The organism is Stenotrophomonas sp. Steno-Z4 (assembly GCF_056393145.1).
The window spans coordinates 116362-142456 of sequence record NZ_JBWJPC010000001.1 but is presented as its reverse complement, the minus strand read 5'-3'; the positions used below and the strand labels follow the sequence as shown (position 1 = coordinate 142456).

General features: G+C 64.7%; 20 protein-coding genes and 2 tRNA genes. All 22 read left to right on the top strand.

Annotation, left to right across the window (positions count from 1 at the left end):
* Complete coding sequence (gene nuoF / locus AC06E7_RS00700) at positions 1 to 1341, top strand: NADH-quinone oxidoreductase subunit NuoF (protein WP_093532774.1); 1341 nt, start codon at positions 1 to 3, stop codon at positions 1339 to 1341.
* Complete coding sequence (nuoG, locus tag AC06E7_RS00695; RefSeq protein ID WP_478062475.1) at positions 1338 to 3581, top strand: NADH-quinone oxidoreductase subunit NuoG; 2244 nt, start codon at positions 1338 to 1340, stop codon at positions 3579 to 3581. Before nuoF ends, nuoG begins: the two co-directional genes overlap by 4 nt.
* Positions 3578 to 4669, top strand: a complete 1092-nt coding sequence (gene nuoH, locus AC06E7_RS00690) for an NADH-quinone oxidoreductase subunit NuoH (protein ID WP_184126532.1) — start codon at positions 3578 to 3580, stop codon at positions 4667 to 4669. Before nuoG ends, nuoH begins: the two co-directional genes overlap by 4 nt.
* A 3-nt stretch (positions 4670 to 4672) precedes the next feature.
* Positions 4673 to 5161 carry an NADH-quinone oxidoreductase subunit NuoI gene (nuoI, locus tag AC06E7_RS00685; protein ID WP_068853404.1) on the top strand — a complete coding sequence of 163 codons (489 nt, stop codon included), beginning with the start codon at positions 4673 to 4675 and terminating at the stop codon, positions 5159 to 5161.
* A gap of 6 nt (positions 5162 to 5167) precedes the next feature.
* Positions 5168 to 5827 (top strand): NADH-quinone oxidoreductase subunit J, encoded by a 660-nt coding sequence (locus tag AC06E7_RS00680; RefSeq protein ID WP_176472628.1) that lies wholly within the window; start codon positions 5168 to 5170, stop codon positions 5825 to 5827.
* Positions 5824 to 6129 (top strand): NADH-quinone oxidoreductase subunit NuoK, encoded by a 306-nt coding sequence (gene nuoK, locus AC06E7_RS00675; RefSeq protein WP_068853402.1) that lies wholly within the window; start codon positions 5824 to 5826, stop codon positions 6127 to 6129. Before AC06E7_RS00680 ends, nuoK begins: the two co-directional genes overlap by 4 nt.
* 7 nt (positions 6130 to 6136) lie before the next feature.
* On the top strand, positions 6137 to 8344 hold the full coding sequence (gene nuoL, locus AC06E7_RS00670; protein WP_447786047.1) for an NADH-quinone oxidoreductase subunit L: 2208 nt from the start codon (positions 6137 to 6139) through the stop codon (positions 8342 to 8344).
* 23 nt (positions 8345 to 8367) lie between these two features.
* Positions 8368 to 9876, top strand: a complete 1509-nt coding sequence (locus AC06E7_RS00665; protein WP_068853397.1) for an NADH-quinone oxidoreductase subunit M — start codon at positions 8368 to 8370, stop codon at positions 9874 to 9876.
* A gap of 15 nt (positions 9877 to 9891) precedes the next feature.
* The gene (nuoN, locus tag AC06E7_RS00660) at positions 9892 to 11352 is read left to right on the top strand and encodes an NADH-quinone oxidoreductase subunit NuoN (protein WP_184126535.1); all 1461 of its coding nucleotides are present in this window, start codon (positions 9892 to 9894) and stop codon (positions 11350 to 11352) included.
* Between the two features lie 108 nt (positions 11353 to 11460).
* Positions 11461 to 11537, top strand: a tRNA-Met gene (locus AC06E7_RS00655).
* Between the two features lie 653 nt (positions 11538 to 12190).
* Positions 12191 to 12985: an RHS repeat-associated core domain-containing protein gene (locus AC06E7_RS00650; RefSeq protein WP_478062470.1), complete on the top strand. Its 795-nt coding sequence runs from the start codon at positions 12191 to 12193 to the stop codon at positions 12983 to 12985.
* 11 nt (positions 12986 to 12996) lie between these two features.
* The gene (locus AC06E7_RS00645; protein ID WP_478062468.1) at positions 12997 to 13872 is read left to right on the top strand and encodes an RHS repeat-associated core domain-containing protein; all 876 of its coding nucleotides are present in this window, start codon (positions 12997 to 12999) and stop codon (positions 13870 to 13872) included.
* 112 nt (positions 13873 to 13984) lie between these two features.
* Entirely contained in the window at positions 13985 to 14872 is an 888-nt protein-coding gene (locus AC06E7_RS00640; RefSeq protein WP_478062466.1) for an RHS repeat-associated core domain-containing protein, read from the top strand.
* Between the two features lie 31 nt (positions 14873 to 14903).
* A tRNA-Met gene (locus AC06E7_RS00635) sits at positions 14904 to 14980 on the top strand.
* Positions 14981 to 15411: 431 nt separating this feature from the next.
* Positions 15412 to 16002, top strand: a complete 591-nt coding sequence (rimP, locus tag AC06E7_RS00630; protein ID WP_176472586.1) for a ribosome maturation factor RimP — start codon at positions 15412 to 15414, stop codon at positions 16000 to 16002.
* A 7-nt stretch (positions 16003 to 16009) separates the two neighbouring features.
* Positions 16010 to 17521, top strand: a complete 1512-nt coding sequence (gene nusA / locus AC06E7_RS00625) for a transcription termination factor NusA (RefSeq protein ID WP_447786039.1) — start codon at positions 16010 to 16012, stop codon at positions 17519 to 17521.
* Positions 17522 to 17616: 95 nt separating this feature from the next.
* A complete protein-coding gene (infB, locus tag AC06E7_RS00620) occupies positions 17617 to 20253 on the top strand; it encodes a translation initiation factor IF-2 (RefSeq protein WP_478062463.1) in 2637 nt (878 codons plus the stop codon).
* Between the two features lie 127 nt (positions 20254 to 20380).
* Complete coding sequence (gene rbfA / locus AC06E7_RS00615) at positions 20381 to 20797, top strand: 30S ribosome-binding factor RbfA (protein ID WP_217537262.1); 417 nt, start codon at positions 20381 to 20383, stop codon at positions 20795 to 20797.
* 75 nt (positions 20798 to 20872) lie between these two features.
* The gene (gene truB / locus AC06E7_RS00610; protein ID WP_478062461.1) at positions 20873 to 21781 is read left to right on the top strand and encodes a tRNA pseudouridine(55) synthase TruB; all 909 of its coding nucleotides are present in this window, start codon (positions 20873 to 20875) and stop codon (positions 21779 to 21781) included.
* 162 nt (positions 21782 to 21943) lie between these two features.
* The gene (gene rpsO, locus AC06E7_RS00605; protein WP_068853379.1) at positions 21944 to 22204 is read left to right on the top strand and encodes a 30S ribosomal protein S15; all 261 of its coding nucleotides are present in this window, start codon (positions 21944 to 21946) and stop codon (positions 22202 to 22204) included.
* Positions 22205 to 22354: 150 nt separating this feature from the next.
* Positions 22355 to 24463, top strand: coding sequence for a polyribonucleotide nucleotidyltransferase (gene pnp, locus AC06E7_RS00600; protein ID WP_068853377.1), 2109 nt, complete (start codon positions 22355 to 22357; stop codon positions 24461 to 24463).
* Positions 24464 to 24672: 209 nt separating this feature from the next.
* On the top strand, positions 24673 to 25845 hold the full coding sequence (locus AC06E7_RS00595) for a glycoside hydrolase family 18 protein (protein WP_478062459.1): 1173 nt from the start codon (positions 24673 to 24675) through the stop codon (positions 25843 to 25845).
* The last annotated feature ends 250 nt before the right edge of the window (positions 25846 to 26095 follow it).

Sequence of the window (26095 nt, the reverse complement as noted above, 5' to 3'; positions counted from 1 at the left end):
ATGGCACATCATCACGCACCCCAGGGTCCGGTCGGTCCCGCACCGCTGCCGCACCAGGTGGTCTACACCACCTTGCACTACGACACCCCGTGGTCGTACGAGAACTACCTCAAGACCGGTGGTTATGCCGCCCTGCGCAAGATCCTCGAAGAGAAGATTTCGCCGGAGCAGGTCATCGAGATGGTCAAGCAGTCGAACCTGCGTGGCCGCGGTGGCGCCGGCTTCCCGACCGGCCTGAAGTGGTCCTTCATGCCCAAGGGCACCATGCAGAAGTACATCCTGTGCAACTCGGACGAATCCGAGCCGGGTACCTGCAAGGACCGCGACATCCTGCGCTACAACCCGCATTCGGTGGTGGAAGGCATGGCAATCGCCTGCTACGCCACCGGCAGCACCGTGGGCTACAACTACCTGCGCGGTGAGTTCCACCACGAGCCGTTCGAGAACTTCGAGCAGGCCCTGGCCGACGCGTATGCGAACGGCTGGCTGGGCAAGGACATCCTCGGCAGCGGCGTGGACATCGACATCTATGGCGCGCTCGGCGCCGGCGCCTACATCTGCGGCGAAGAAACCGCGCTGATGGAGTCGCTGGAAGGCAAGAAGGGCCAGCCGCGCTACAAGCCGCCGTTCCCGGCCAACTTCGGCCTGTACGGAAAGCCGTCGACGATCAACAACACCGAGACCTATGCCTCAGTGCCGGCGATCATCCGCAACGGCCCGGAGTGGTTCCAGGGCCTGAGCCTGACCAAGAACGGCGGCCCGAAGATCTTCTCGGTCTCCGGTTGCGTGCAGAAGGGCGGCAACTTCGAAGTGCCGCTGGGCACCACCTTCGACGAGCTGCTGGAAATGGCCGGCGGCCTCAAGCCGGGCCGCACCCTGAAGGGCGCGGTGCCGGGCGGCGTCTCGATGCCGGTGCTGAAGGCCGAAGAGCTCAAGGGCCTGCAGATGGACTACGACACCCTGCGTGCCCTGGGCACCGGCCTGGGGTCGGGTGCCATCGTGGTGCTGGACGACAGCGTGTGCTGCGTCAAGTTCGCCTGCCGCATCAGCCAGTTCTTCCACAAGGAATCCTGTGGCCAGTGCACCCCGTGCCGTGAAGGCACCGGCTGGATGCACCGCGTGCTCGAGCGCATCGTCGCCGGCAAGGCCACCATGGAAGACCTGCACCAGTTGAAGGCAGTGGCCGGCCAGATCGAAGGCCACACCATCTGCGCGTTCGGTGAAGCGGCGGCATGGCCCATCCAGGGCTTCCTGCGCCAGTTCTGGGACGAATTCGAGTACTACATCGTCAACGGTCATTCGATGGTTGACGGCAAGAAGGTGGAGGCAGCCGCCGCATGAGCGCGCAACCCAACAATCCTGGTGGCACCCCGGCGATCGTGCCGGAAGGGCATGTGACCGTCGAGATCGACGGCCAGTCCCTGGTCGTGCCCAAGGGCTCGATGATCATCCAGGCCGCCGACAAGGCGGGCATTTCGATCCCGCGCTTCTGCTACCACGAGAAGCTGCCGATCGCGGCCAACTGCCGCATGTGCCTGGTCGACGTTGAAAAGTCGCCCAAGCCTGCGCCGGCCTGCGCCACCCCGGTGATGGATGGCATGAAGGTCGCCACCCGCAGCGAAAAGGCCCTGAAGTTCCAGCGTTCGGTGATGGAGTTCCTGCTCATCAACCACCCGCTGGACTGCCCGATCTGCGATCAGGGCGGCGAGTGCGAGCTGCAGGACGTCTCGCTCGGCTACGGCCGTTCGGTGAGCCGCTTCAACGAGCGCAAGCGCGTGGTGCCCGACGAGGACATCGGTCCGCTGGTCGCCACCGAAATGACCCGCTGCATCCAGTGCACCCGCTGCGTCCGCTTCACCGCCGACGTTGCCGGTACCTATGAACTGGGTGGCATGTACCGCGGTGAAAACCTGCAGATCGGCACCTACGACGGCAAGCCGCTGACCACCGAGCTGTCCGGCAACGTCGTCGACGTGTGCCCGGTCGGCGCGCTGACCAACAAGGTGTTCCAGTTCCGCGCCCGTCCGTGGGAACTGACCGCGCGCGAGTCGCTGGGTTACCACGACGCGATGGGCTCGAACCTGTTCCTGCACGTGCGCCGCGGCGAAGTGCTGCGTTCGGTGCCGCGCGACAACGAACTGGTAAACGAATGCTGGCTGTCCGACCGCGACCGTTATTCGCACCAGGGCCTGTACAGCGCCGACCGCGCCGTCAAGCCGCTGCGCAAGGTCAATGGCGAATGGCAGGAAGTGAGCTGGGCTGAAGGCCTGGCCGCTGCCCGCGAGATCCTGTCGGCCAACAAGGGCGACGACCTCGGCGTGCTGGTGCACCCGTCGGCCTCGAACGAGGAGGGCGCCCTGCTGGCCCGTCTCGCCAGCGGCCTGGGCACCGGCAACATCGACCACCGCATCAACAACCGCGACTTCTCCGACGCCGCCACTGCCGAGATCTTCGGCCTGTCGCTGGCCGAGATCGAAGGCGCCGACAGCATCGTCGTGCTCGGCAGCAACATCCGCCACGAGCTGCCGCTGCTGCACGCCCGCCTGCGCAAGGCGCAGACCACGCGCAACGCGAAGATCCACGCGATCAACCCGGTCGATTTCGATTTCGCCTTCAAGCTGGCCGGCAAGCAGATCGTGGCCCCGTCGAAGTTCGTCGAGGCCTTGGGCAACGCCGACCTGCGCCAGGCCGTGACCGGCACCGCCGTGCTGATCGTTGGTGGCATCGCCGAAAACCACCCGCAGGCTGCCGCGATCCGCGCTGCCGCGCGTGACTTCGCCGCCGCCACCGGCGCCAAGCTGTGCCGCATTCCGCAGGGCGCCAATGCCGTGGGCCTGTCCCGCGCCGGCGTGCTGCCGGCCGGCAAGGACGTCAACGCCATGCTGGCACAGCCGCGCAAGGCCTATGCCCTGTACGGCATCGAGCCGGGCCTGGATTTCGCCGATACCGCCGCCGCCCGCAAGGCGCTGGCCGGTGCCCAGGTGGTGGCGTTCAGCCAGTTCGCCTGCGCCTCGACCCGCGATGTGGCCGATGTGATCCTGCCGATTGGCGCGCTGCCGGAAATCGACGCCACCCTGACCAACCTCGATGGTCGCGAGCAGTCGGCCCGTGCCGGCGGCAAGTTGCCGGGCGAGGCCCGTGAAGGCTGGCGCGTGCTGCGCGCACTGGGCGGCGAACTGGCCCTGGCCGGTTTCGAGTTCACCGACCTGGCCGGCCTGCGTGCCAGCCTGGCTCCGGTCAGCGTCACCGTGTCCACCTCGGCGGCAACGCCGGTGACCGGCGACGGCCTGGAAGTGGCGTCCACCGCTGCGATCTACCGCACCGATGCGGTGGTCCGCCGCGCCCAGGCGCTGCAGTCGCACCCGCTCAACGCCGCGCCGCGCATCGTGCTCAATGCCGATGACGCCGCCCGCCTGCAGATGGTCGAAGGGCAGATGGCCAAGGTCGGCACCGATGCCGGTCGCGCCACGCTGCCGGTGGTGGTCGACGCCCGCGTCGCCGCGGGCTCGGTCTGGATTGAATCGGGCCACGGTGCAACCGCACCGCTGGGTGCCGCACGCGTAACGGTGGTGGCTGCATGAACGAATTGCTGTTGAACGCGGTCGACCCGCTCCACCAATGGCTCCTGGGCCTGGGTGAGATCGGCGCGCTGCTGTGGATCGTGCTGAAGATCCTGGTGATCGCCATGCCGGTGATCATCGCGGTGGCATTCTTCGTGGTCTGGGAACGCAAGCTGATCGGCTGGATGCACGTCCGCCACGGCCCGATGTACGTGGGTATGGGCATCTTCCAGGCCTTCGCCGACGTCTTCAAGCTGCTGTTCAAGGAGATCATCCAGCCGGCGAGCTCGCACAAGGCGATGTTCGTGCTGGCGCCGCTGATCACCCTGGCACCGGCCTTCGCGGCCTGGTCGGTGGTGCCGTTCGATGCGCAGGTGGTGCTGTCCAACGCCAACGCCGGCTTGCTGTACCTGCTGGCGATGACCTCGCTGGGCGTGTACGGCATCATCCTGGCCGGTTGGGCGTCCAACTCCAAGTACGCCTTCCTGGGTGCCATGCGCGCCTCGGCGCAGATGATCAGTTACGAAATCGCCATGGGCTTTGCCCTGGTCGGCGTGATGATCGCGGCCGGCAGCCTGAACCTGAGCAGCATCGTGATGGCGCAGGCCGGCAACTCCGGCTTCTTCGACTGGTTCCTGATTCCGCTGTTCCCGCTGTTCATCGTGTACTGGGTGTCCGGCGTTGCCGAAACCAACCGCGCGCCGTTCGACGTGGTGGAAGGTGAATCGGAAATCGTCGCCGGCCACATGGTCGAGTACTCCGGTGGTGCGTTCGCGCTGTTCTTCCTGGCCGAATACGCCAACATGATCCTGATCAGCTTCCTGATCTCGATCTTCTTCCTCGGCGGTTGGCTGAGCCCGTTCCAGGGCTGGATCACGGCGGACATCTCGCCGTGGATCGACTGGATCTGGAAGGGCGGTGCCCCGTGGCTGCTGTTGAAGGTGTTCTTCTTCGCCAGCGCCTACATCTGGTTCCGTGCCAGCTTCCCGCGTTTCCGTTATGACCAGATCATGCGTCTGGGCTGGAAGGTCTTCATCCCGCTCACCATCGCGTGGATTGCGGTAACGGCTGTGATGGTGTTCTACGGCGTGATCCAGAAGGGCGTCTAAGTGATGAATCGAATTACCCATTACTTCAAAAGCCTGCTCCTGCTCGAGCTGCTCGGCGGTCTGTGGCTGACCCTGAAGTACACGTTCAAGCCCAAGTACACGCTGATGTACCCGATGGAGAAGTTCCCGCAGTCGCCGCGTTTCCGTGGCCTGCATGCGCTGCGCCGCTACCCCAACGGGGAAGAGCGCTGCATCGCCTGCAAGCTGTGCGAAGCGGTGTGCCCGGCGCTGGCCATCACCATCGATTCGGCCAAGCGCGAAGACGGCACCCGCCGTACCACCCGCTACGACATCGATCTGTTCAAGTGCATCTTCTGCGGCTTCTGTGAAGAAAGCTGCCCGGTGGACTCGATCGTCGAGACCCATATTCTCGAGTACCACTTCGAGAACCGTGGCGAAAACATCGTTACCAAGCCGCAGCTGCTGGCCATCGGTGATCGGCTTGAAGCCGAAATCGCCGAGCGTCGTGCCGCCGATGCCGCTTTCCGCTGAGGTTGAATGATGGATTGGGTAAATATCTTCTTCTGGGTCTTCTCCATCGTGGCGGGCATTTCCGCTGCGGCGGTGATCAGCGTGCGCAATCCGGTCTACGCCGTGCTGTGCCTGATCCTGACCTTCTTCTCCGTGGCCTGCATCTGGATCCTGGTTGGCGCTGAATTCCTCGGCGTGGCGCTGGTGCTGGTCTACGTCGGCGCGGTGATGGTGCTGTTCCTGTTCGTGGTGATGATGCTCGACATCGACGCCTCCAACCTGCGCGAAGGCTGGGTCCGGTACCTGCCGCTCGGCCTGGTGGTCGCGGTCACCATGCTGGTGCAGATGCTGATCCTGATCGGCGTGAAGGGCAGGGCGGTCAACCCGCTGCCGGCCGACAACGCCGCCGCGCTGGCCGCCGACAGCTCCAACATAACCTGGCTGGCACGCAGCCTGTTCACCGAATACCTGCTGCCGTTCGAGTTCGCCGCCGTCATTCTGACCGTGGCCGTGGTCGCCGCCGTGATGCTGACCCTGCGTCGCCGCACCGGCCTGAAGACCCAGAACCCGACCGAGCAGACCATGGTCAAGGGCCGTGATCGCCTGCGCGTGGTCAAGATGGCGTCGGAAACCCCGGTGGTCCACACCAACACCAAGCCGTCCAGCAACGAGGAGGCTGCCCCGTGATCACCCTCGGTCATATCCTGGCACTCGGCGCGCTGCTGTTCTGCATCAGCCTTGCCGGCATCTTCCTCAACCGCAAGAACATCATCGTGCTGTTGATGTCCATCGAACTGATGCTGCTGTCGGTGAACATCAACTTCGTCGGGTTCTCGCGCGAAATGGGCGACACGGCCGGGCAGCTGTTCGTGTTCTTCATCCTCACCGTGGCCGCGGCCGAGGCCGCGATCGGCCTCGCGATCCTGGTAACCCTGTTCCGTACCCGCCGCACCATCAATGTCGGCGAAGTCGATTCGCTGAAGGGCTGATCCGTAGATGGAAATTACTCTCTCCAAGAGTCTGTTGATCGCCGTGGTGCTTGCACCACTGGTCGGCAGCATCATCGCTGGCCTGTTCGGTCGTCAGGTAGGGCGCATCGGCGCGCAGACCGTCACCATCCTGGGTGTCGCGGTCAGCTGCGTGCTGTCCAGCTACGTGTTCTACCAGCTGCTGTGGGGTGGCGCGCAGCCGTTCAACCAGAACGTCTACACCTTCTTCGAGGTTGGCCAGTATTCGGCGCATGTCGGTTTCATGATCGACAAGCTGACCGCGATGATGATGGTCGTGGTCACCTTCGTGTCCTTCCTGGTCCACGTGTACACCATCGGGTACATGCAGGATGACCCGGGTTACCAGCGCTTCTTCAGCTACATCTCGCTGTTCACCTTCTCGATGCTCACCCTGGTGATGAGCAACAACTTCCTGCAGCTGTTCTTCGGCTGGGAAGCGGTGGGCCTGGTGTCGTACCTGCTGATCGGCTTCTGGTTCAAGCGCCCGACCGCGATCTTCGCCAACATGAAGGCGTTCCTGGTCAACCGCGTGGGTGACTTCGGCTTCATCCTGGGTATCGCCGGCGTGCTGTGGGTGTTCGGTTCGCTGGACTACGCCACCGTGTTCGCCAATGCCTCGGACATGCTGGTCAACAGCCAGTACTCGCACATCCAGGTGTGGTCCGGTGCGATCACGCTGTTTGGCAGCTCCCTCCAGATCACCGAGGCACCGGTCATCTGGGCGACCGCCACCATCATCTGCATCTGCCTGTTCATCGGCGCCATGGGCAAGTCGGCCCAGGTTCCGCTGCACGTGTGGCTGCCGGACTCGATGGAAGGCCCGACCCCGATCTCGGCGCTGATCCACGCCGCGACGATGGTCACCGCGGGCATCTTCATGGTCACCCGCATGTCGCCGCTGTTCGAGCTGTCGCAGACCGCGCTCAACTTCGTGCTGTTCATCGGTGCCACCACCGCGTTCTTCACCGGCCTCATCGGCATCGTGCAGAACGACATCAAGCGCGTGGTCGCGTACTCCACGCTGTCCCAGCTGGGCTACATGACCGTGGCGCTGGGCGTGTCGGCCTACTCGGCGGCCGTGTTCCACCTGATGACCCACGCCTTCTTCAAGGCGCTGCTGTTCCTCGGCGCGGGCTCGGTGATCATCGCCATGCACCACGAGCAGGACATGCGCAAGATGGGCGGCCTGCGCAAGTACATGCCGATCACCTTCATCACCATGTGGATCGGCACCCTGGCCCTGGTCGGTACGCCGTTCTTCTCCGGCTTCTACTCCAAGGACACCATCATCGAGGCCGCGCAGCACCACGCGCACGTGTCGTCGAGCTGGGTGGCGACCTATGGCTACTGGGCCGTGCTGGGTGGCGTCATCGTCACCAGCTTCTACAGCTTCCGCCTGCTGTTCCTGACCTTCCATGGCAAGGAACGCTTCCGCGATGCGCATGATGATCATGGCCATGACGATCACCATGCCGCCGATGCTCACCACGCCGATGCCCATCATGCCGACGCCCACCACGGTGACGCGCACCATGACGACCACGGCCATGGCCACGGTCCGCATGAGCCGCACGAAACTCCGTGGGTGGTGACGCTGCCGCTGATCCTGCTGGCGATCCCGTCGATCCTCATCGGTTTCTTCAGCATCGGTCCGATGCTGTACGGCACCGACTGGGCCGGTCACCATGCCGAGCACGGCATCCCGGGCCAGGTGCATTCGTTCTTCACCGGCGTGGTCGATTTCTACGACCCGGCACGCAACACCATTGGTGCCCTGGCGGAAGAGTTCCATGGTCCGGTGGCGTTCGCCCTGCACGGCATGATGGCTCCGGCCTTCTTCCTGACCGTGGCGGGCTTCCTGCTGGCGGCCCTGTTCTACCTGTGGAAGCCGGAACTGGCCACGAAGTCGCGCAAGACCTTTGCGCCGCTGGTGTCGGTGCTGGAGAACAAGTACGGGTTCGACAAGCTCTGGATCGGCGGTTTCGCCGGTGGCGGCATCAAGCTGGGCAAGGTTTCGCGCGCGATCGACACGAACATCGTCGATGGTGTGGTGGTCAACGGTTCGGCACGCCTGATCGATCTGGCGGCCAACCTGCTGCGTCGCACCCAATCCGGTTTCCTCTATCACTACGCCTTCGCGATGATCATCGGCCTGATTGCCCTCCTGGGCGTCCTGATGCATTACCTGCGTTGATGACCTGTACGGAATAAGAAGACGTGTCGAACTGGCCTCTACTCAGTGTTCTCATCTGGCTGCCGATCCTCGGCGGTGCCTTGATCCTTGCCATCCGTGATGCGCAGACCGCCCGTTGGGCGTCGCTGGGCGTGGCGGTGCTGACCTTCGTGATCAGCCTGTCGCTGCTCAGCGGCTACGACGTGGCCAACGACGCACTGCAGTTCGTCGAGACCCGCGCCTGGATCCCGGCCTACGACATCGGCTACAACCTGGGCGTGGATGGCATCGCCATCGCGCTGATCCTGCTGACCACCCTGGTCTCGGTGCTGGCGCTGATCGGTGCCTGGAGCGCCATCGACAAGCGGGTCAACCAGTACGTGGCCGCCTTCCTGATCCTGGAAGGCGTCACCGTGGGCATCTTCGCTGCGACCGACGCGATGCTGTTCTACGTGTTCTTCGAAGCGATGCTGATCCCGATGTTCCTCATCATCGGTGTCTGGGGCGGCCCGCGCCGCATCTACGCCGCGCTGAAGTTCTTCCTGTACACCTTCCTCGGCTCGGTGCTGATGCTGGTGGCGCTGATCTACCTGTACCTGAAGGGCGGCAGCTTCCAGCTGGCCGACCTGTACCAGCTGCAGCTGTCGGCCCAGGAGCAGACCTGGATCTTCTTTGCTTTCCTGATCGCCTTCGCGGTCAAGGTGCCGATGTTCCCGGTCCACACCTGGCTGCCGGACGCCCACGTGGAAGCGCCGACCGCCGGTTCGGTGATCCTGGCCGCCATCGCGCTGAAGATCGGTGGCTACGGCTTCCTGCGCTTCAACCTGCCGATCGTGCCGGATGCTTCGCAGGAATGGGCATGGCTGGTCATCGCGCTGTCGCTGATCGCGGTGATCTACGTCGGCCTGGTCGCCCTGGTCCAGGACGACATGAAGAAGCTGATCGCCTATTCGTCGATCGCGCACATGGGCTTTGTCACCCTGGGCACCTTCATTGCCCTGTGGCTGGTGCGTGATGCCGGCAATGCCGATGCAGCCCGCCTGGGCCTGCAGGGTGCGATGGTGCAGATGGTCTCGCACGGCTTCGTGTCCGGCGCGATGTTCTCCTGCGTGGGCGTGCTGTACGACCGCATGCACAGCCGCCGCATCGCCGATTACGGCGGCGTGGTCAACGTGATGCCGTGGTTCGCCACCTTCGCCATGCTGTTCTTCATGGCCAATGCCGGCCTGCCGGGCACCAGCGGTTTCGTGGGCGAGTTCATGATCATCATGGCCAGCTTCCAGCGTAATCCGTGGCTGGCCCTGGCCGCCGCAACCACGCTGGTGATCACCGCTGCCTACACGCTGTGGCTGTACAAGCGCGTGTTCTTCGGTGAAGTGGCCAACGCGCATGTGGCCGAACTGAAGGACATCAACGGCCGTGAGTGGCTGGTGTTGGGTGTGTTCGCCGTGGGTACGCTGGCGCTGGGTCTGTATCCCAAGCCGCTGACCGACCTGATGGAACCCTCGATCGCGAAGCTGGCGATGCAGATCGCATCCAGCAAGTTGCTGTAATTCCAGGATTTGATGATGACCACCTCGCCGCTGTTGCCACTGACCGCCGCTGACCTGCCGCCGCTCGCTCCGGAGCTGGTGCTGATCGGCAGCGCGTTCACCCTGTTGATCCTCGATCTGTTCATCAGCAAGCAGAACAAGATCTGGACCCACCTGTTCTCGGTCGCTGCACTGGCGGTCGTGCTGTTCATGCTCGCCACCGGCGTGGGCGGGCAGGGCGAGGTCTTCCACGGCATGTTCGTCCGCGATACCGCGGCCGATGTGATGAAAGCTGTGATCGTGCTCTGCAGCGGCCTGACCCTGGTCTATGGCTGGAGCTATCTGCGCGAACGCGATCTGTTCCAGGGCGAAATCCCGGTACTGATCCTGTTCGCCACCTCCGGCATGATGATCCTGGTCTCGGCCGGCAGCCTGCTGATGGTGTACCTGGGCCTGGAACTGCTGGCGCTGTGCTCCTATGCGCTGGTCGCCAGCAACCGTGACAACGGCCTGGCCACCGAAGCGGCGATGAAGTACATCGTGCTGGGTTCGCTGGCCTCGGGCCTGCTGCTGTACGGCATGTCGCTGGTCTACGGCGCCACCGGTTCGCTGCACCTGGATGCCATCAACGCGGCCATCCCGAACTCCGACGAGAAGATGCTGCTGCTGACCGGCGCGGTGTTCATGATCGCCGGCGTGGCCTTCAAGCTGGGTGCGGCGCCGTTCCACATGTGGCTGCCCGACGTGTACCAGGGTGCCCCGGCACCGGTTGCGCTGTTCATCAGCTCGGCCCCGAAGCTGGCCGCATTCGGCATGGCCTACCGCCTGCTGGAAGTGGGCGTGGGCCCGCTGTCGGACGAATGGAAGTACCTCATTGGTGGCCTGGCCGCGCTGTCGCTGGTGATCGGCAACCTGATGGCGATCGCGCAGAGCAACCTCAAGCGCATGCTGGCGTACTCGACCGTGTCGCACATCGGCTTCCTGCTGCTCGGCATTGCCGGTGGTGGCGAGCGTGGCTATGCGGCGGCGCTGTTCTACGCCCTGAGCTACGCGATCATGTCCACCGCCGGTTTCGGCGCGATCATCGCGCTGTCGCGCAACGGCTTCGAAGCCGAGAAGATCGACGACCTGAAGGGCCTCAATGCCCGCAACCCGTGGATGGCAGGCCTGGTCCTGTGCATCATGGCATCCATGGCCGGCATCCCGCCGTTCCTGGGCTTCTGGACCAAGCTGGCGGTGCTGGGCGCGGCCATCAACGGCGGCATGCTGTGGCTGGCCATCCTGGGCGTCATCTGTGCGGTGATCGGTTGCTTCTACTACCTGCGCGTCATCAAGGTCATGTATTTCGATGAGCCGGTGGGCGAGCCGCTCCCGGCCAACAACGACCGCGTGCTGGGCGTGGTGCTGGGCGTGAATGCCCTGGCGCTGCTGGCGCTCGGTCTGGCCTGGAACCCGATCATGGTGTGGTGCCAGCAGGCTTTTGCGCATCTCGCCTGAAAAACGATACAAAGCTGCGCAATTAGTGTAATATTCGTTTCCTGAGTTGTTGATGCAGCGGTTTCGCCAGAACATCGTTGCGGTACGGATCAACTCAACCACTTCTGCTGCGGGGTGGAGCAGTCTGGCAGCTCGTCGGGCTCATAACCCGAAGGTCGCAGGTTCAAATCCTGCCCCCGCTACCAAATAGCCCCGGTGCATGCCGGCGGCAGTGGACGAAAAAGCGATCCCGGCAACGGGGTCGCTTTTTTGTTGGGTGGTGCAGGGCAGGGGCGGAGGGGCAGGGCCCCGCTCTACACGCCCTTTTAATTGCGGTGGGCGTATTTCGTGGGCTTGTCGGGGGACACACGCATAAGTCGGCCAGTCGGCCGGGGGTAATCGTGTCCTCATCTACGTCCGCGCTGGGCTATAACGGGGTGTTGCATGAGGCCGCAGGGTCACTCACGGCGTCGGCGCCCCCGATCACGCCGCCGACCCCGACGGCACCGGCCGTGAATCGACGGCTCTCAGCGCCGGCGCGGTTGGGCTCGCCAGGGTTGTCCAGCCGGGTGGCGCCGTCGAGCCCGCCGCCGAACGTCGCGATCCAGCGCGCGCAGCCTCGATGTCGTGCCTTCGTTTCGTCGGACCTGCCGCCGCCACCGCCGCCGCCGTCGCCATCTGCCCTGCGCACACGTGATCGGCAACGGGTGCCGCTGCGGGCGCGCGAGGCGAACATCCGCCAACGGTCGGCACGGTGGGAACAGGCGAAGCCGATTTACCCGGTATGACGCCGTCGTGTGCCATTCGCTTTGCAGGCTTGAGCCGCCGGCAGGCTGGTCATGCCCTGCCGGCAGTGCGCGTGCGACTCGGCTACAACGGCGTGTTGCACGAGCCGGGCAGGTGCTGGCAGTTTCTGGGCAATGGCTACCGGATCTACAACCCGCGGCTGGGGCGCTTCCACAGCCCCGACGACAGCAGCCCCTTCGACCGTGGTGGGATCAACGCCTATAGCTATTGCGCTGGCGATCCGATCAACCATGCCGATCCCACCGGCCACTTCCTGATGCCGATCGCGACGTTACTCGGAGGTGGCGCGGTGGCGTTGTTCGGCGCGTCCGGTGCAGTTGCCATCACCGGCGACAGCAAAAGTGCAAAGTTCCTGGCCGTGCTGGGAGGCGCCTTTGCTGTCGCGGCGCTGGCGGCGCTCGGCGCTCGCGCCCTGGTCCGCAGGCAATCGAGCTCGCGCCTGGGAGAGGTGCGCATCCACCGCGGAAAGAACAAGGACTGGCTCGACGTCCATGGAAGTTCCAACGGGTCCCTGGTCGGCAACACGCCCATGGACGGTACCGAGATGACCGCGTTTCTCAGGTCGAAGGGGCTGGGCGACAAGCCGCTGATCTATCTGTCGTGCAACTCGGGGACCGGGCCGGCGCCGCAGGCGCAGGTGGTGGCCGATGGCCTGGGGCAGCCGGTCATCGGCTTCGTGGGCCCGGTCGCAGGCAATGCGTTCACCCACAGGCCCATGGGCGTGTACCACGCCAGGGTGTTCCATCCCCAGACCGGACTTGCACGGGTAAACACGGCCATCCGCAATACCGCGCTGAACCGGAGAACCCGGGCGGGCGTGATGCAGCGCATGTCGGGCTTGCGGTGAGGCATGCGGCCATGTCGCTGGGCTTTCACGGTGAACTGCATGGCGCCGGTACCCAGTGGCAGATCCTGGGGAACGGGTATCGCGTGTACAGTCCTGTTTTGAGGCGGTTCCATCGACCGGACAGCCTGAGTCCGTTTGCAGAAGGAGGCCTCAATGCCTATGCCGCGTTCGGCGGCGATCCCATCAACCTGGCCGACCCCAGCGGTCATTTCGCACAGCTTGTTGTGGGCGCAGCCGTGTTGGCGGGCGCTGGGGCCCTGGTGGGCTCGGCCGCAGCCGGGACGAAGGGGGAGGGCACCACGGCCGGTATCCTGGCCGCCGTTGCGCTGGGCGTGGGCGTGGCGGCAGGAGGAATGCACATGCTGCGGGCGTCCTCGCGCGTGACCGCAGTGGGCGTGCCCCCAACCACGCCACCGGTGCCAACCGTGCAGCCCGGCCGGACCGTGCGCATCGGCGAGTTGCGCTTTGCTTCGGGAGCGCGCGGCGATGAGCTGGTCGCCCATGGGCTTCCCTTCGCCACCGGCTCTACGGGTGCGGTGAGCGGGCACGCGCTGGGCCGGCAGGTGAGCACGGCGGTGGGCCCAGGCTATCGCTTCAAACCGATCAACATGCTGTCCTGCTACTCCGCCGTCGGCGGACGCTATGCGTCGCAGGCGCAGCGGTTGGCCAACAAACTCAACGTTCCGGTCAGGGGATACAGGGGGCGCACCCATGGAATGCAGGCACGGAACTCCAATGCGGGTCCCGACGACCACATATCCACCGTGTTCCGTCCGCAGACCGGCGTCGCCAGGACGGTCACCTCGGTGCTCAACACCGCGCTGCACCCGGTCGGTCGGGGCATGCGTGTGCTTGCCCGTGCGGCGCAGGCGGTGCGGTCGCGCTGAGGGTGCAATCGTCGTGGCGAGCCTTCATCACCGCTCTTTAATTGTGCCGGGCCAATCATCTGCGCGTCGGGGGACACAGGCCTGGCGCGAACTGCGCCTTGAAGGGGGCGTCATGTCGTCGGTTTCCACCTCTGCGCCACACGCCAGCCGCTGCTATCCCTGTAGCTGGCTTGGCTACAACGGCCAGCTGCATGAGCCGGGTGTTGGCTGGCAATTCCTGGGCAATGGCTATCGCATCTACAACCCGATGCTGATGCGCTTTCACAGCCCCGACCATGTCAGTCCGTTCGGCAGGGGGGGAATGAACTGTTACGCCTATTGCGAAGGCGACCCGGTCAATCGTGTCGATCCGAGCGGGCAATACCTGTTGCCACTGGCCACCTTGATGGGACTCGGCGCGGCGACCATGGGCGGACTGGCAATCTCCAAGGGAGTGGAAGGCGACAAAGAAAGCGCGGCGCTGTTCGGCGTCATTGCCGGCGGGCTCTTGGTCGGCGCAGGGATGGTGGCGGGGATGCGCCGCATCTTCGCGCGACAATCGCCGCCTCTGAAACTGGGGGAGGTGCGCTTCCGGGCGGGGCGCAACCAGAACGTCGTGGATGTGCATGGTTGGGAAAATTCATCACGGGTGGGGGCGGAAAACCTGGACGGCACCCGGCTCGCGGCGCTGGTGAATAAAAAGGGCATGGGGAACAGGCCGATCCACCTGGTGTCATGCAGGTCGGCCGACGGACCCGTTTCCCAGGGCCAAGTGCTGGCCGATGCGACGGGGCAGAAGGTGACGGCGTATCGCGGGCCCGTCTTCGTCAGTAGTTTCACCGGCAAGCCAACGGGCAAATACCACAGGGTGGTTTTCCGTCCGCAGCCGGAGCCGCAGAGATCGATTACCGCGATCCGTAATACGGACCTTCATCGACAGGTATGGCAGCCGCGGCACAACGCGCACACACGAAGAGCGGCTCCCCCGGATGATCCTCGACCGCCTCGAGGGTTGCGATAACCAGAAAGCTGCTTTACAATTCCGCTTCTGCTGCGGGGTGGAGCAGTCTGGCAGCTCGTCGGGCTCATAACCCGAAGGTCGCAGGTTCAAATCCTGCCCCCGCTACCACAGAAAATCTGCAGTGCAGATGCAGTAGACGAAAAGGCGATCCTGGCAACGGGGTCGCTTTTTTCGTTGGAGCGGGCAACGGCATCGACGAAGCTGAATGCAGGGACGGATCCGGCCATCTGGCGCCCGCGCCCGTTGCACCAGCGCGGTGCAACCGCTATCATCCACGGCTTAGCGGACTACCTGACTGGACCCATTCCCTGGAATGCGGACCGTCCCGCGACCGGCTTCCGGGCCGTGCGACTTCCCCTCAGGTAGTCGTGACCCCCCGGAAGGCTGGGCTCGCAGCTTCACGCACCGCGCGTGATCTGCAACCGGAATCCAGCATGACCGGAGTCGTACCGGACAAGGGGCCCAGCGGGCCCTTTGTTGTTTCCGGGCCCCAGGCCGTGCGCCGGGGCAGCACCTCTTTCAACGAACCAAGGCAGACTGTGAGCGACAAGGCAACCGAAATCGCGAATCTGCTCGCCCCCACCGTTCAGTCGCTGGGTCTCGAGCTGCTGGGTGTGGAGTACCTGACCGCCCCGGGCGGCGCAACGCTGCGCCTCTATATCGACGTGCCGCTGGCAGAACAGCCCGAGCGTGTCGTCAACATCGACGACTGCGAACGCGTGAGCCGCGAAGTGTCGGCCCAGCTGGACGTGGAAGACCCGATCACTGCCAACTACACGCTGGAAGTGTCCTCGCCCGGCGTGGATCGTCCGCTGTTCACCTTCGACCATTTCGAACGTGCGGTGGGCGAGTCGGCCAAGGTCACCCTGAAGCTGCCGCAGGACGGCCGTCGTCGCCTGCAGGGCGAAATCCTCGGCGTCGATGCCGAGCAGAAGACCGTCACCTTCAAGGTCGACAATTCCCCGTTTACCGCCGACGTCGAGAATATCGAGAAGGCACGCATCATGCCGGACTGGGCCGCCCTCGGCCTGGCTCCGACCAAACCGACTGGCCCGGCACCCAAGCAGGGTGGCAAGGCGAACAAGAAACCATCCAACGAGCCGGCGGCCAAGAAGCCGCGCGCGGAGTGAGCCAACAATGAGCAAGGAACTTTTGCTGGTAGTGGACGCGGTCGCCAATGAAAAAGGCGTTCCGCGTGAAGTGATCTTCGATGCGATCGAAGCAGCACTGGCGTCGGCCGCGAAGAAGCGCTATCCCGATGAGGAAGTGCTGGCGCGCGTGTCGATCGACCACAAGGACGGCACCTACGAAACCTTCCGCCGCTGGGAAGTGGTGGCCGATGACGTGGTGATGGAATCGCCCGACCGCCAGGTTCGTCTGATGGATGCCATCGACGAAGCCGAAGGCGTCGAAGTGGGCGATTACATCGAAGAGCAGATCGAAAACCCGGACTTCGGCCGCATCGCGGCGCAGGCCGCCAAGCAGGTGATCGTCCAGCGCGTGCGCGAAGCCGAACGCCAGCAGGTGGTCGATGCGTGGAAGGACCGCGTGGGCGAGCTGGTCACTGGCGTGGTCAAACGCGCCGAGCGCGGCAACATCTACGTGGACCTGGGCGGCAACGCCGAGGCCTTCATCCCGAAGGACAAGGGCATTCCGCGCGACGTGCTGCGCGCTGGCGACCGCGTGCGCGGTTACCTGGCCGAAGTCCGTTCGGAGCCGCGTGGCCCGCAGTTGTTCATCAGCCGCGCCGCCCCGGAGTTCATGATCGAGCTGTTCAAGCTCGAAGTGCCGGAAGTGGGCCAGGGGCTGGTCGAGATCAAGGCCTGTGCCCGCGATCCGGGCGACCGCGCCAAGATCGCCGTGCTCGCCCACGATGCGCGTACCGATCCGATCGGCGCCTGCATCGGCATGCGCGGTTCGCGCGTGCAGGCGGTGTCCAACGAGCTCAATGGCGAGCGCGTGGATATCGTGCTGTGGAACGACAACCCCGCCAACTTCGTCATCAATGCGATGGCGCCGGCGGAAGTGCAGTCCATCATCGTCGATGAAGACAAGCACTCCATGGACCTGGCCGTCGCTGAAGAGCGCCTGGCCCAGGCGATCGGCAAGGGCGGCCAGAACGTGCGCCTGGCCAGCCGCCTGACCGGTTGGCAGCTCAATGTGATGACCCAGGACCAGGTGACCGCCAAGTCCGAGGCAGAGCAGGGCGTTGCCCGCCAGCTGTTCATGGACAAGCTGGAAGTGGATGAAGAAATCGCCGCCATCCTGGTGACCGAAGGCTTCAACACCGTGGAAGAAATCGCCTACGTCCCGGTCGGCGAACTGCTGGCCGTGGAAGGCTTCGACGAAGACATCGTCGAAGAGCTGCGTGCCCGTGCCCGCGATGCGCTGCTCAACGAAGCGCTTGCGGTGGAAGAGGGTCTGGAAGATGGTTCGCCGTCCGAAGACCTGCTCGCCCTGGATGGCATGGACGAGGCAACCGCCTACGCCCTGGCCGGCCACGGTGTGCGTACGAGTGAGGACCTGTCGGACCTGGCCGCCGATGAGATCCTCGAGTTCGGTATCGAGGACATGGACCAGGAGCGCGCCGCCGCCCTGATCCTTGCCGCCCGAGCCGAGGAGATCGCCCGCCTGGAGCGCGGCGAATGAGCCAGCGATGAACAGTGCCCTGACCCGATCAGGGCTTAGACTCCGCGCTGCCTTCGCCCGTTTCGGAGGAGCGCCAACCAGATCATAGGATCCGAATGTCGCAGCAAACCACCATCCGCAAGCTTGCCGAACTGGTCAATACGCCGGTCGAAAAACTGCTTGAACAGCTTGCCGAGGCCGGCATGAAGTTCAGCGGTCCCGACCAGGTCGTGACCAGCACCGAGAAGGTGAAGCTCCTGGGCTTCCTTCGTCGTTCGCATGGCAAGACCGAGCAGCCCGTCGAAAGTGCCGACGAAGCTGCAAAGAAGATCACCCTCAACCGTCGCAAGTTGCAGGAAGTGACCGTCAGCGCCGGCCGCAGCAAGACCACCGTCAATGTTGAAGTGCGCCAGAAGCGCACCTACACCAAGGACGCCAGTGGCAAGGCGATGACGCCGGATGAGGAACGCGCCGACATCCTGCGCAAGCTGGAGGAATCCCGCCAGCGCAATCTGGACGAGCAGCGTGCACTGGCCGAGAAGGACCGTGCGCGCGATGAGGAAATCGCACGCAAGCGCCAGGAAGAGATCGACGCCAAGGAACGCGCCGAAGCCGAGCGCAAGGCTGCCGAAGCCGCTGCGGAAGCGGCGAAGAACGCCCCGCCGGCACCGGTAGCCGCGCCGCGCCCGGCCGCCAGCGAAGCGCCGGCCCGTGCCGCGCGTCCGTCTACGCCTGCACCGGCACGTCCGGCCGCACGTGCGGACGACCGCAACTCGAACAACAACAACCGCCCGGGCTCCAAGCGCGACGACGATGGTGGCAACCGCTTTGCCGGTCAGCTGCACCTGTCGGCCGCCGATCGCGCGCGCCGTGGCAACAACAGCAACTCGCGCGGTCGCCCGACCGGTCGCACCCAGCACGGCGGCCGCCGTGACAGCAACCAGTCGCGCAGTGGCGGTGGTGCCCATGGTTTCGAACGTCCGGTCGCACCGATCGTGCGTGACGTCACCATTGGCGACACCATCACCGTGGCCGACCTGGCCCAGAAGCTGGCCGTCAAGGGCGGCGATGTGGTCAAGGCGCTGTTCAAGATGGGCGTGATGGCCACCATCACCCAGACCATCGACCACGACACCGCCGCGCTGGTGACCGAAGAACTCGGCCACAACGTGATCCGTGCCAACACCAACGACGCCGAAGACGCGCTGCTGGCGTTGAACGAAGGCGAGCAGGGCGAAGCCGTTGCGCGTCCGCCGGTGGTCACCATCATGGGCCACGTCGACCACGGCAAGACCTCGCTGCTGGATTACATCCGCCGCACCAAGGTAGCCACCGGCGAAGCCGGCGGCATCACCCAGCACATCGGTGCGTACCACGTCGAAACGCCCAAGGGCGTCATCAGCTTCCTGGATACCCCGGGCCACGCCGCGTTTACCTCGATGCGTGCCCGCGGTGCCAAGCTGACCGACATCGTGGTGCTGGTGGTGGCTGCTGACGACGGCGTCATGCCGCAGACCAAGGAAGCGATCCAGCACGCCCGCTCGGCAGGTGTGCCGCTGATCGTGGCGATCAACAAGATGGACAAGTCCGGCGCGGACCCGATGCGGGTCAAGAACGAACTGCTCACCGAGCAGGTCGTGGCCGAAGACTTCGGTGGCGACATCCAGATGGTCGAGATCTCGGCCAAGGCTGGCATGGGCATCGACGAACTGCTGGACGCCATTTCCATCCAGGCTGAACTGCTGGAACTGAAGGCCGTGGCCGAAGGCCGCGCCAGCGGCGTGGTCATCGAGTCCTCGCTGGACAAGGGCCGCGGCCCGATCGCCACCGTGCTGGTGCAGCAGGGTTCGCTGAAGAAGGGCGACTACCTGGTCTGCGGTATCCAGTACGGCCGCGTGCGCGCACTGTTCGACGAGACCGGCAAGCAGCCCGACCAGGCCGGCCCGTCCATCCCGGTGCAGGTGCTGGGTCTGTCCGGCGTGCCGGATGCGGGCGATGACTTCGTGGTGGTCGAGGACGAGCGCCTGGCCAAGGACGTCGCGCAGCAGCGCGAAACCAAGCGCCGTGAATCGCGCCTGGTGCAGTCGGCCGGCAGCCGCATGGAAGACATCATGGCAACCCTGGGCAAGGGCGATGGCCAGCAGGTGCTGAACCTGGTGATCAAGGCCGACGTGCAGGGTTCGGTGCAGGCGCTGAGCCAGGCACTGGTCGCGCTGTCCAACGACGACATCCGCATCAACGTGATCCACTCCGGCGTGGGCGGCATCACCGAATCCGACGCCAACTCGGCCGTGGCCTCCAAGGCCACTGTGATCGGCTTCAACGTGCGTGCGGATGCTTCCGCCCGCCGCATCATTGAATCCAACGGCGTGGACCTGCGTTACTTCTCGATCATCTATGACGTGATCGATCAGGTGAAGCAGGTGGCATCCGGCCTGCTCGGCGTGGAAATCCGCGAAGAGATCATCGGTATCGCCCAGGTGCGCGACGTGTTCCGCAGCTCCAAGTTCGGTGCCGTGGCCGGCTGTATGGTCATCGAAGGTACGGTCAAGCGCAGCAAGCCGATCCGCGTCCTGCGCGACAGCGTGGTGGTGTTCGAAGGCGAGCTGGAATCGCTGCGTCGCTTCAAGGAAAACGTCGAGGAAGTCCGCAACGGTACCGAATGCGGTATCGGCGTGAAGGCTTACAACGATGTGAAGCCGGGCGACCAGATCGAGTGCTTCGAGCGTATCGAAGTGCCGCGCACCCTGTAATGTGGAAGCGGCCCGACCAACGGTCGGGCCCTGCCAGGTCTCGGGACCCGTCCGCCTGGTCCCGGTCCCACCGGTAGGTCACGACCGTTGGTCGTGACCCGCCCATCCGAATATTGAAGAGTTCCCCGTGCCGAAAACCTTCCATCGAACCGACCGTGTTTCCGCCCAGATCCGCCGTGAGCTGGGTACGCTCGTGCATAACCTCGTGCGTGTACACGGCTTGCCCTCGGTGAGCGTTTCCGACGTCGAAGTCACCCGTGACATGGCCCATGCCAAGATCTTCGTCACCGCTTTGATGCCGGAACGTTCGGCCGAAGCGATGAAGGGGCTCAAGGAGCTGGCCTGGGAGCTGCGCATGGACCTGGCCAAGGCCATGAAGCTGCGCCACGTGCCGGAGCTGCACTTCCACTACGACGATTCGGTCGACCGTGGCGAGCACATCGACAACCTCCTGCGCGACCTGCCCGACACGCTCGCGGCCGAAAAGAGCCGCAACGCCAAAGACGGCGACGACGGCGACGACGGCGAAGACAAACCCGAATAAACCAACAGCCCGCAAGGGCTGTTGTCCTGTATGGCCCGCCCTGCGTGCCTGCACGACCAATCCCGGCGAAACACCATGACCCGAATCACCTTCCGTCGCCTGGACGGCATTCTCCTGCTCGACAAGCCCACCGGCATGAGCTCCAACGCCGCGCTGCAGGTGGCCCGCCGCCTGTTCCGCGCCGAGAAGGGCGGCCACACCGGCAGCCTGGACCCGCTGGCCACCGGCCTGTTGCCGCTGTGCTTCGGTGAAGCCACCAAGATCGCCGGCCTGCTGCTGGGCGCGGCCAAGGCCTATGACGCCGACATCGTGCTGGGCCAGACCACCGATACCGACGATGCCGACGGCAGCGTGTTGCTGGAGCGCGCGGTACCGGCTATCAGCCGCGAGCAGCTTGAAGTGGCCCTGGCCCCCCTGAAGGGCCGGATACGTCAGCGTGCCCCGATTTTCTCGGCGCTCAAGCAGGGGGGTGAACCGCTGTACCTGAAGGCCCGCCGGGGCGAGACCATCGACGCGCCCGAACGCGATGTGGAGGTCCATGCCATCGAGATCCTGGACCAGCAGCCGACCCGGCTGTCGCTGCGCGTGACCTGCGGTTCAGGCACCTACATCCGCAGCCTGGCCCGCGACCTGGGCGAAGCGCTGGGCTGTGGTGCGCACATTGCCGGCCTGCGCCGGCTCTGGGTGGACCCGTTCCGCGACGCCCCCATGGTCAGCCTGGACACCCTGCGCGCCTTGGCGGAGCAGGGCGACGAGCCTGCCATGGAGGCATTGCTGCTGCCGTTGGCGGCCGGCTTGGCCGACTATCCTCGGGTCGATCTGGATGCTGAACAGGCGCCGCGCTTCTGCGTGGGCCAGCGCCTGCGCGATCCGGCCTGGCCGCCCGGTACCGTGGCCGTGTATGGCCCGGAGGACCGCATCCAGGGGCTTGGCGAGGTCGACCCGACCGGCCGGCTGTCCCCCCAGCGCCGCTTCAACCTCTGACCCGGACCTACCCGGCGCTTGTCCCGGGAGGCCGCGACCGTTACAATTTCGCGGCCTTTTCAGGCTTTCCCGCGTCTGCGGGTTCATCCTTTCGTTAACGGCGAGTCGCGCGGTACGCCAATGGGGCGTTTCTGCGGGCCACGCATCCAAGAGAAAACAGATATGTCGATCGACACCCAGAAGGTCATTGAAGACAACAAGCGCAGCTCGGCCGATACCGGCTCCCCGGAAGTCCAGGTTGCCCTGCTCACCGCCCGCATCGAACTGCTGACCGGCCACTTCAAGACCCACAAGAAGGATCACCACAGCCGTCGCGGTCTGCTGCAGATGGTCAACCGCCGCCGCAGCCTGCTGGACTACCTGAAGAAGAAAGACGCCGTTCGTTACAAGGCCCTGATCGAAAAGCTCGGCCTGCGTCGCTAAGCAAGAATCCCGACCGCGGCGCAGGAATGCGCCGCGGTTTTGTTTTGGTAGTACCGCATCAAACGCCAGGACCGGACTTCCGGTCACCCGTCGGCGGCAAGGGTCGCCCGCGGTCCATTCGAAGACAGCATTTCCCCAAGGACATCCCCCGTGGCAAAAATCACCAAAACCTTCCAGTACGGCAAGCACACCGTCACGCTTGAAACCGGCGAAATCGCCCGTCAGGCCGGTGGCGCCGTCATCGTCAAGTTCGACGACACCGTGCTGCTGGTCTCCGCCGTGGCTGCCAAGAGCGCGCGTGAGGGCCAGGACTTCTTCCCGCTGACCTGTGATTACCAGGAGAAGTTCTACGCCGGTGGCCGTATCCCGGGTGGCTTCTTCAAGCGCGAAGGCCGTGCGACCGAAAAGGAAACGCTGATCTCGCGCCTGATCGATCGTCCGATCCGTCCGCTGTTCCCGGAAGACTACAAGAACGAAGTGCAGATCATCGCCACGGTCATGTCGCTGAACCCGGACATCGACGGCGACATCGCCGCGCTGATCGGCGCCTCGGCTGCGCTGTCGCTGGCCGGTACCCCGTTCAAGGGTCCGATCGCCGCTGCCAAGGTGGGTTACAAGAACGGTGAGTACATCCTCAACCCGACCGTGACCGAACTGAAGGATTCGGAGCTGGAACTGGTTGTGGCCGGTACCGCCAACGCCGTGCTGATGGTTGAATCCGAAGCCGCGCTGCTTTCCGAAGACGTGATGCTGGGCGCCGTGACCTTCGGTCACCGCGAAATGCAGAAGGTCATCAACGCCATCAACGAGCTGACCGTGGAAGCCGGCACCAAGCCGTCGACCTGGGTCGCCCCGGCCAAGAACGACGTGCTGATCAGCGCCCTGCAGGAAGCCATCGGCCCGCGCCTGGGCGAAGCCTTCCAGGTGCGCGACAAGCTGCAGCGCCGTGACGCCATCTCGGCGATCAAGAAGGACGTGGTCGAGTCGCTGGCAGGCCGCGTGGCCGCTGAAGGCTGGAACCCGGCCGAGTTGTCGAAGGAATTCGGCGAGCTGGAATACAGCACCATGCGCAACTCGGTGCTCGACACCAAGGTCCGCATCGACGGTCGCGCGCTGGACACCGTCCGCCCGATCGCCGTCAAGACCGGCATCCTGCCGCGCGTGCACGGCTCCTCGCTGTTCACCCGTGGTGAGACCCAGGCCATCGTGACCATCACGCTGGGTACCGCCCGCGACGGCCAGGTGATCGACGCCGTGTCCGGTGAGTACAAGGACAACTTCCTGTTCCATTACAACTTCCCCCCGTACTCGGTGGGTGAGACCGGCCGCATGATGGGCCCGAAGCGTCGCGAAATCGGCCACGGCCGCCTCGCCAAGCGCGGCGTGCTGGCAGTGATGCCGTCGCTGGAAGCCTTCCCGTACACCATCCGCGTCGTCTCGGAAATCACCGAGTCGAACGGTTCCTCGTCGATGGCCTCGGTCTGCGGTTCCTCGCTGGCCCTGATGGACGCCGGCGTGCCGGTGAAGTCGCCGGTTGCCGGTATCGCCATGGGCCTGGTCAAGGAAGGCGAGCGCTTCGTCGTCCTGTCCGACATCCTGGGTGACGAAGATCACCTGGGCGACATGGACTTCAAGGTTGCCGGTACCGCTGAGGGCATCTCCGCCCTGCAGATGGACATCAAGATCGAAGGCATCACCGAAGAAATCATGAAGCAGGCACTGCAGCAGGCCAAGGCCGGCCGTCTGCACATCCTGGGTGAAATGGCCCACGGCCTGACCGCGCCGCGCCAGGAGCTGTCGGACTACGCGCCGCGCCTGCTGACCATCAAGATCCACCCGGACAAGATCCGCGAAGTGATTGGCAAGGGTGGTTCCACCATCCAGGCCATCACCAAGGAAACCGGCACCCAGATCGACATCCAGGACGACGGCACCATCGTCATCGCTTCGGTCAATGCCATCGCTGCGCAGGCTGCCAAGGCCCGCATCGAGCAGATCACCTCGGACGTCGAGCCGGGCCGCATCTACGAAGGCAAGGTCGCCAAGATCATGGACTTCGGCGCGTTCGTCACCATCCTGCCGGGCAAGGACGGCCTGGTCCACGTCTCGCAGATCTCCAGCGAGCGCGTCGAGAAGGTCGGCGACAAGCTGAAGGAAGGCGACGTGGTCAAGGTCAAGGTGCTGGAAGTCGACAAGCAGGGCCGTATCCGCCTGTCGATGAAGGCCGTCGAGGAAGGCGAAGGCGCCTCGGCCGAATAATCGACCGCAACACCAAGGTAGGTGACGACCGTTGGTCGTCACCCCCTGAAAAAAAACGGGCCTTCGGGCCCGTTTTTTTTGCCTGTCGCAAGTCAATACGTTTCCCATTAGCGGCGCCAGAAGATGTCCGCCGGACAGATTCGCAGGACATCCAACCAAGACCGTGCGCGCCTTGATAACGTTGGCCCATCGTGATCCACGGAGTCGCCATGTCCCCTCTGTCTACTTCCCTGCTGGGCGCCGCCATCGCGCTCGCGCTGCCCATCGCGAGCCACGCCGCACCGGCTTCGAATGCGGTGATTGGGGCCTACTATCCGGGCGGTTCGGCCGAGCGCTATCCAGTGGCGTCCATTCCCGCCGATACGCTGACCCATCTGTTCTACGCGTTTGCGCGCATCGACGACGGCAAGTGCGTGGTGGACGACGGCGCTGCAGCGCACTTCAAGGCGCTGGCCGCGCTCAAGCGCGAACACCCGCAGCTGCACACCATGATCTCCATCGGCGGCTGGAACGCCGGCGGCTTCTCCGATGCAGCGCTTACGGCACAGAGCCGCGACCGTTTCGTGCGATCGTGCGTGGCGATGTTCTTCGAGCAGCATCGCGGCAGTTTCGACGGCGTGGATATTGACTGGGAATTCCCGGTCTCCGGTGGCCCGCTGGAGATCACCGACCGTCCTGAAGACCGCCACAACATGACCCTGCTGGTGCAGGAGTTCCGCCGCCAGCTCGATGCGCTGGACGACGGCAAAGGTCCGCATCGGCTGCTGACCGCCGCACTGCCGGCCGGCCGCGTGCAGACCGACGGTCCTTACGACCCGGCGCTCAGTTACGAGTTGAAGGAACTGGGCCAGGCGCTCGATTTCATCAACCTGATGAGCTACGACATGGGCACGGGCTTCTCCAAGGTGTCCACCTTCAACGCGCCGCTGCGCGAAGTGCCGCAGGACCCGCTCGCACCGGAGCAGCGCCGCTGGAACAGCGTGGAAGGCGCGGTGGAGTATTACCGCCAGCATGGCGTGCCCAACGACAAGCTGGTGCTGGGCGTGCCGTTCTACGGGCGCGGCTTCAAGGTGACCACCGAATCTGCCGATGGCCTGTACCAGCCCTACAGCGCCCCGTTCGATGCCGGTGACTGGCGCCGCATCAAGCAGGAACTCCTCGACAAGCCCGGCTGGCAGCGGCACTGGCACCCGGTGGCGCAGACGCCGTGGCTGTACAACGCCGCCGACAAGGTGTTCATCAGCTACGAAGACACGGACTCGATTCGCCTGCGCGCGGACTACGCCAGGGACCAGAAGCTGCGCGGCGTGTTCACCTGGGAACTGACCGGCGATGACGACCAGGCCAGCCTGTTGAAGGCCATGGCTGCACCGTTCAAGTGAAGCCGGCTACACGCTGAAAGCATGCCGATGGGGGATAGCAGGTAGGGTCGGTTCCCAAACGACTGCCGATAGCGGAGATTGCTCGATTGACGCATGACCGTCAAACGGAGTCGCGCGTTTCCGGATTTCTCCGTTCGTTGGTCATTCGTCGCCCTGCCGATCATCCCTATCGGCGGTCGTTCGGGAACCGACCCTACCGCTGGATTGCTCCCCGGTGATCGGGTGTAACGTCCGGGCCGAGCCTGCACTA

What these genes read in the sequence shown, in the direction of transcription:
- infB (WP_478062463.1), top strand. Translation starts at nt 17,617, where the DNA reads ATGTCGCAGCAAACCACCATCCGCAAGCTTGCCGAACTGGTCAATACG.
- nuoN (WP_184126535.1), top strand. Translation starts at nt 9,892, where the DNA reads ATGACCACCTCGCCGCTGTTGCCACTGACCGCCGCTGACCTGCCGCCG.
- nuoH (WP_184126532.1), top strand. Translation starts at nt 3,578, where the DNA reads ATGAACGAATTGCTGTTGAACGCGGTCGACCCGCTCCACCAATGGCTC.
- rpsO (WP_068853379.1), top strand. Translation starts at nt 21,944, where the DNA reads ATGTCGATCGACACCCAGAAGGTCATTGAAGACAACAAGCGCAGCTCG.
- AC06E7_RS00645 (WP_478062468.1), top strand. Translation starts at nt 12,997, where the DNA reads ATGTCGCTGGGCTTTCACGGTGAACTGCATGGCGCCGGTACCCAGTGG.
- AC06E7_RS00680 (WP_176472628.1), top strand. Translation starts at nt 5,168, where the DNA reads ATGATGGATTGGGTAAATATCTTCTTCTGGGTCTTCTCCATCGTGGCG.
- nuoI (WP_068853404.1), top strand. Translation starts at nt 4,673, where the DNA reads ATGAATCGAATTACCCATTACTTCAAAAGCCTGCTCCTGCTCGAGCTG.
- nusA (WP_447786039.1), top strand. Translation starts at nt 16,010, where the DNA reads ATGAGCAAGGAACTTTTGCTGGTAGTGGACGCGGTCGCCAATGAAAAA.
- AC06E7_RS00640 (WP_478062466.1), top strand. Translation starts at nt 13,985, where the DNA reads ATGTCGTCGGTTTCCACCTCTGCGCCACACGCCAGCCGCTGCTATCCC.
- nuoG (WP_478062475.1), top strand. Translation starts at nt 1,338, where the DNA reads ATGAGCGCGCAACCCAACAATCCTGGTGGCACCCCGGCGATCGTGCCG.
- truB (WP_478062461.1), top strand. Translation starts at nt 20,873, where the DNA reads ATGACCCGAATCACCTTCCGTCGCCTGGACGGCATTCTCCTGCTCGAC.
- nuoF (WP_093532774.1), top strand. Translation starts at nt 1, where the DNA reads ATGGCACATCATCACGCACCCCAGGGTCCGGTCGGTCCCGCACCGCTG.
- nuoL (WP_447786047.1), top strand. Translation starts at nt 6,137, where the DNA reads ATGGAAATTACTCTCTCCAAGAGTCTGTTGATCGCCGTGGTGCTTGCA.
- AC06E7_RS00595 (WP_478062459.1), top strand. Translation starts at nt 24,673, where the DNA reads ATGTCCCCTCTGTCTACTTCCCTGCTGGGCGCCGCCATCGCGCTCGCG.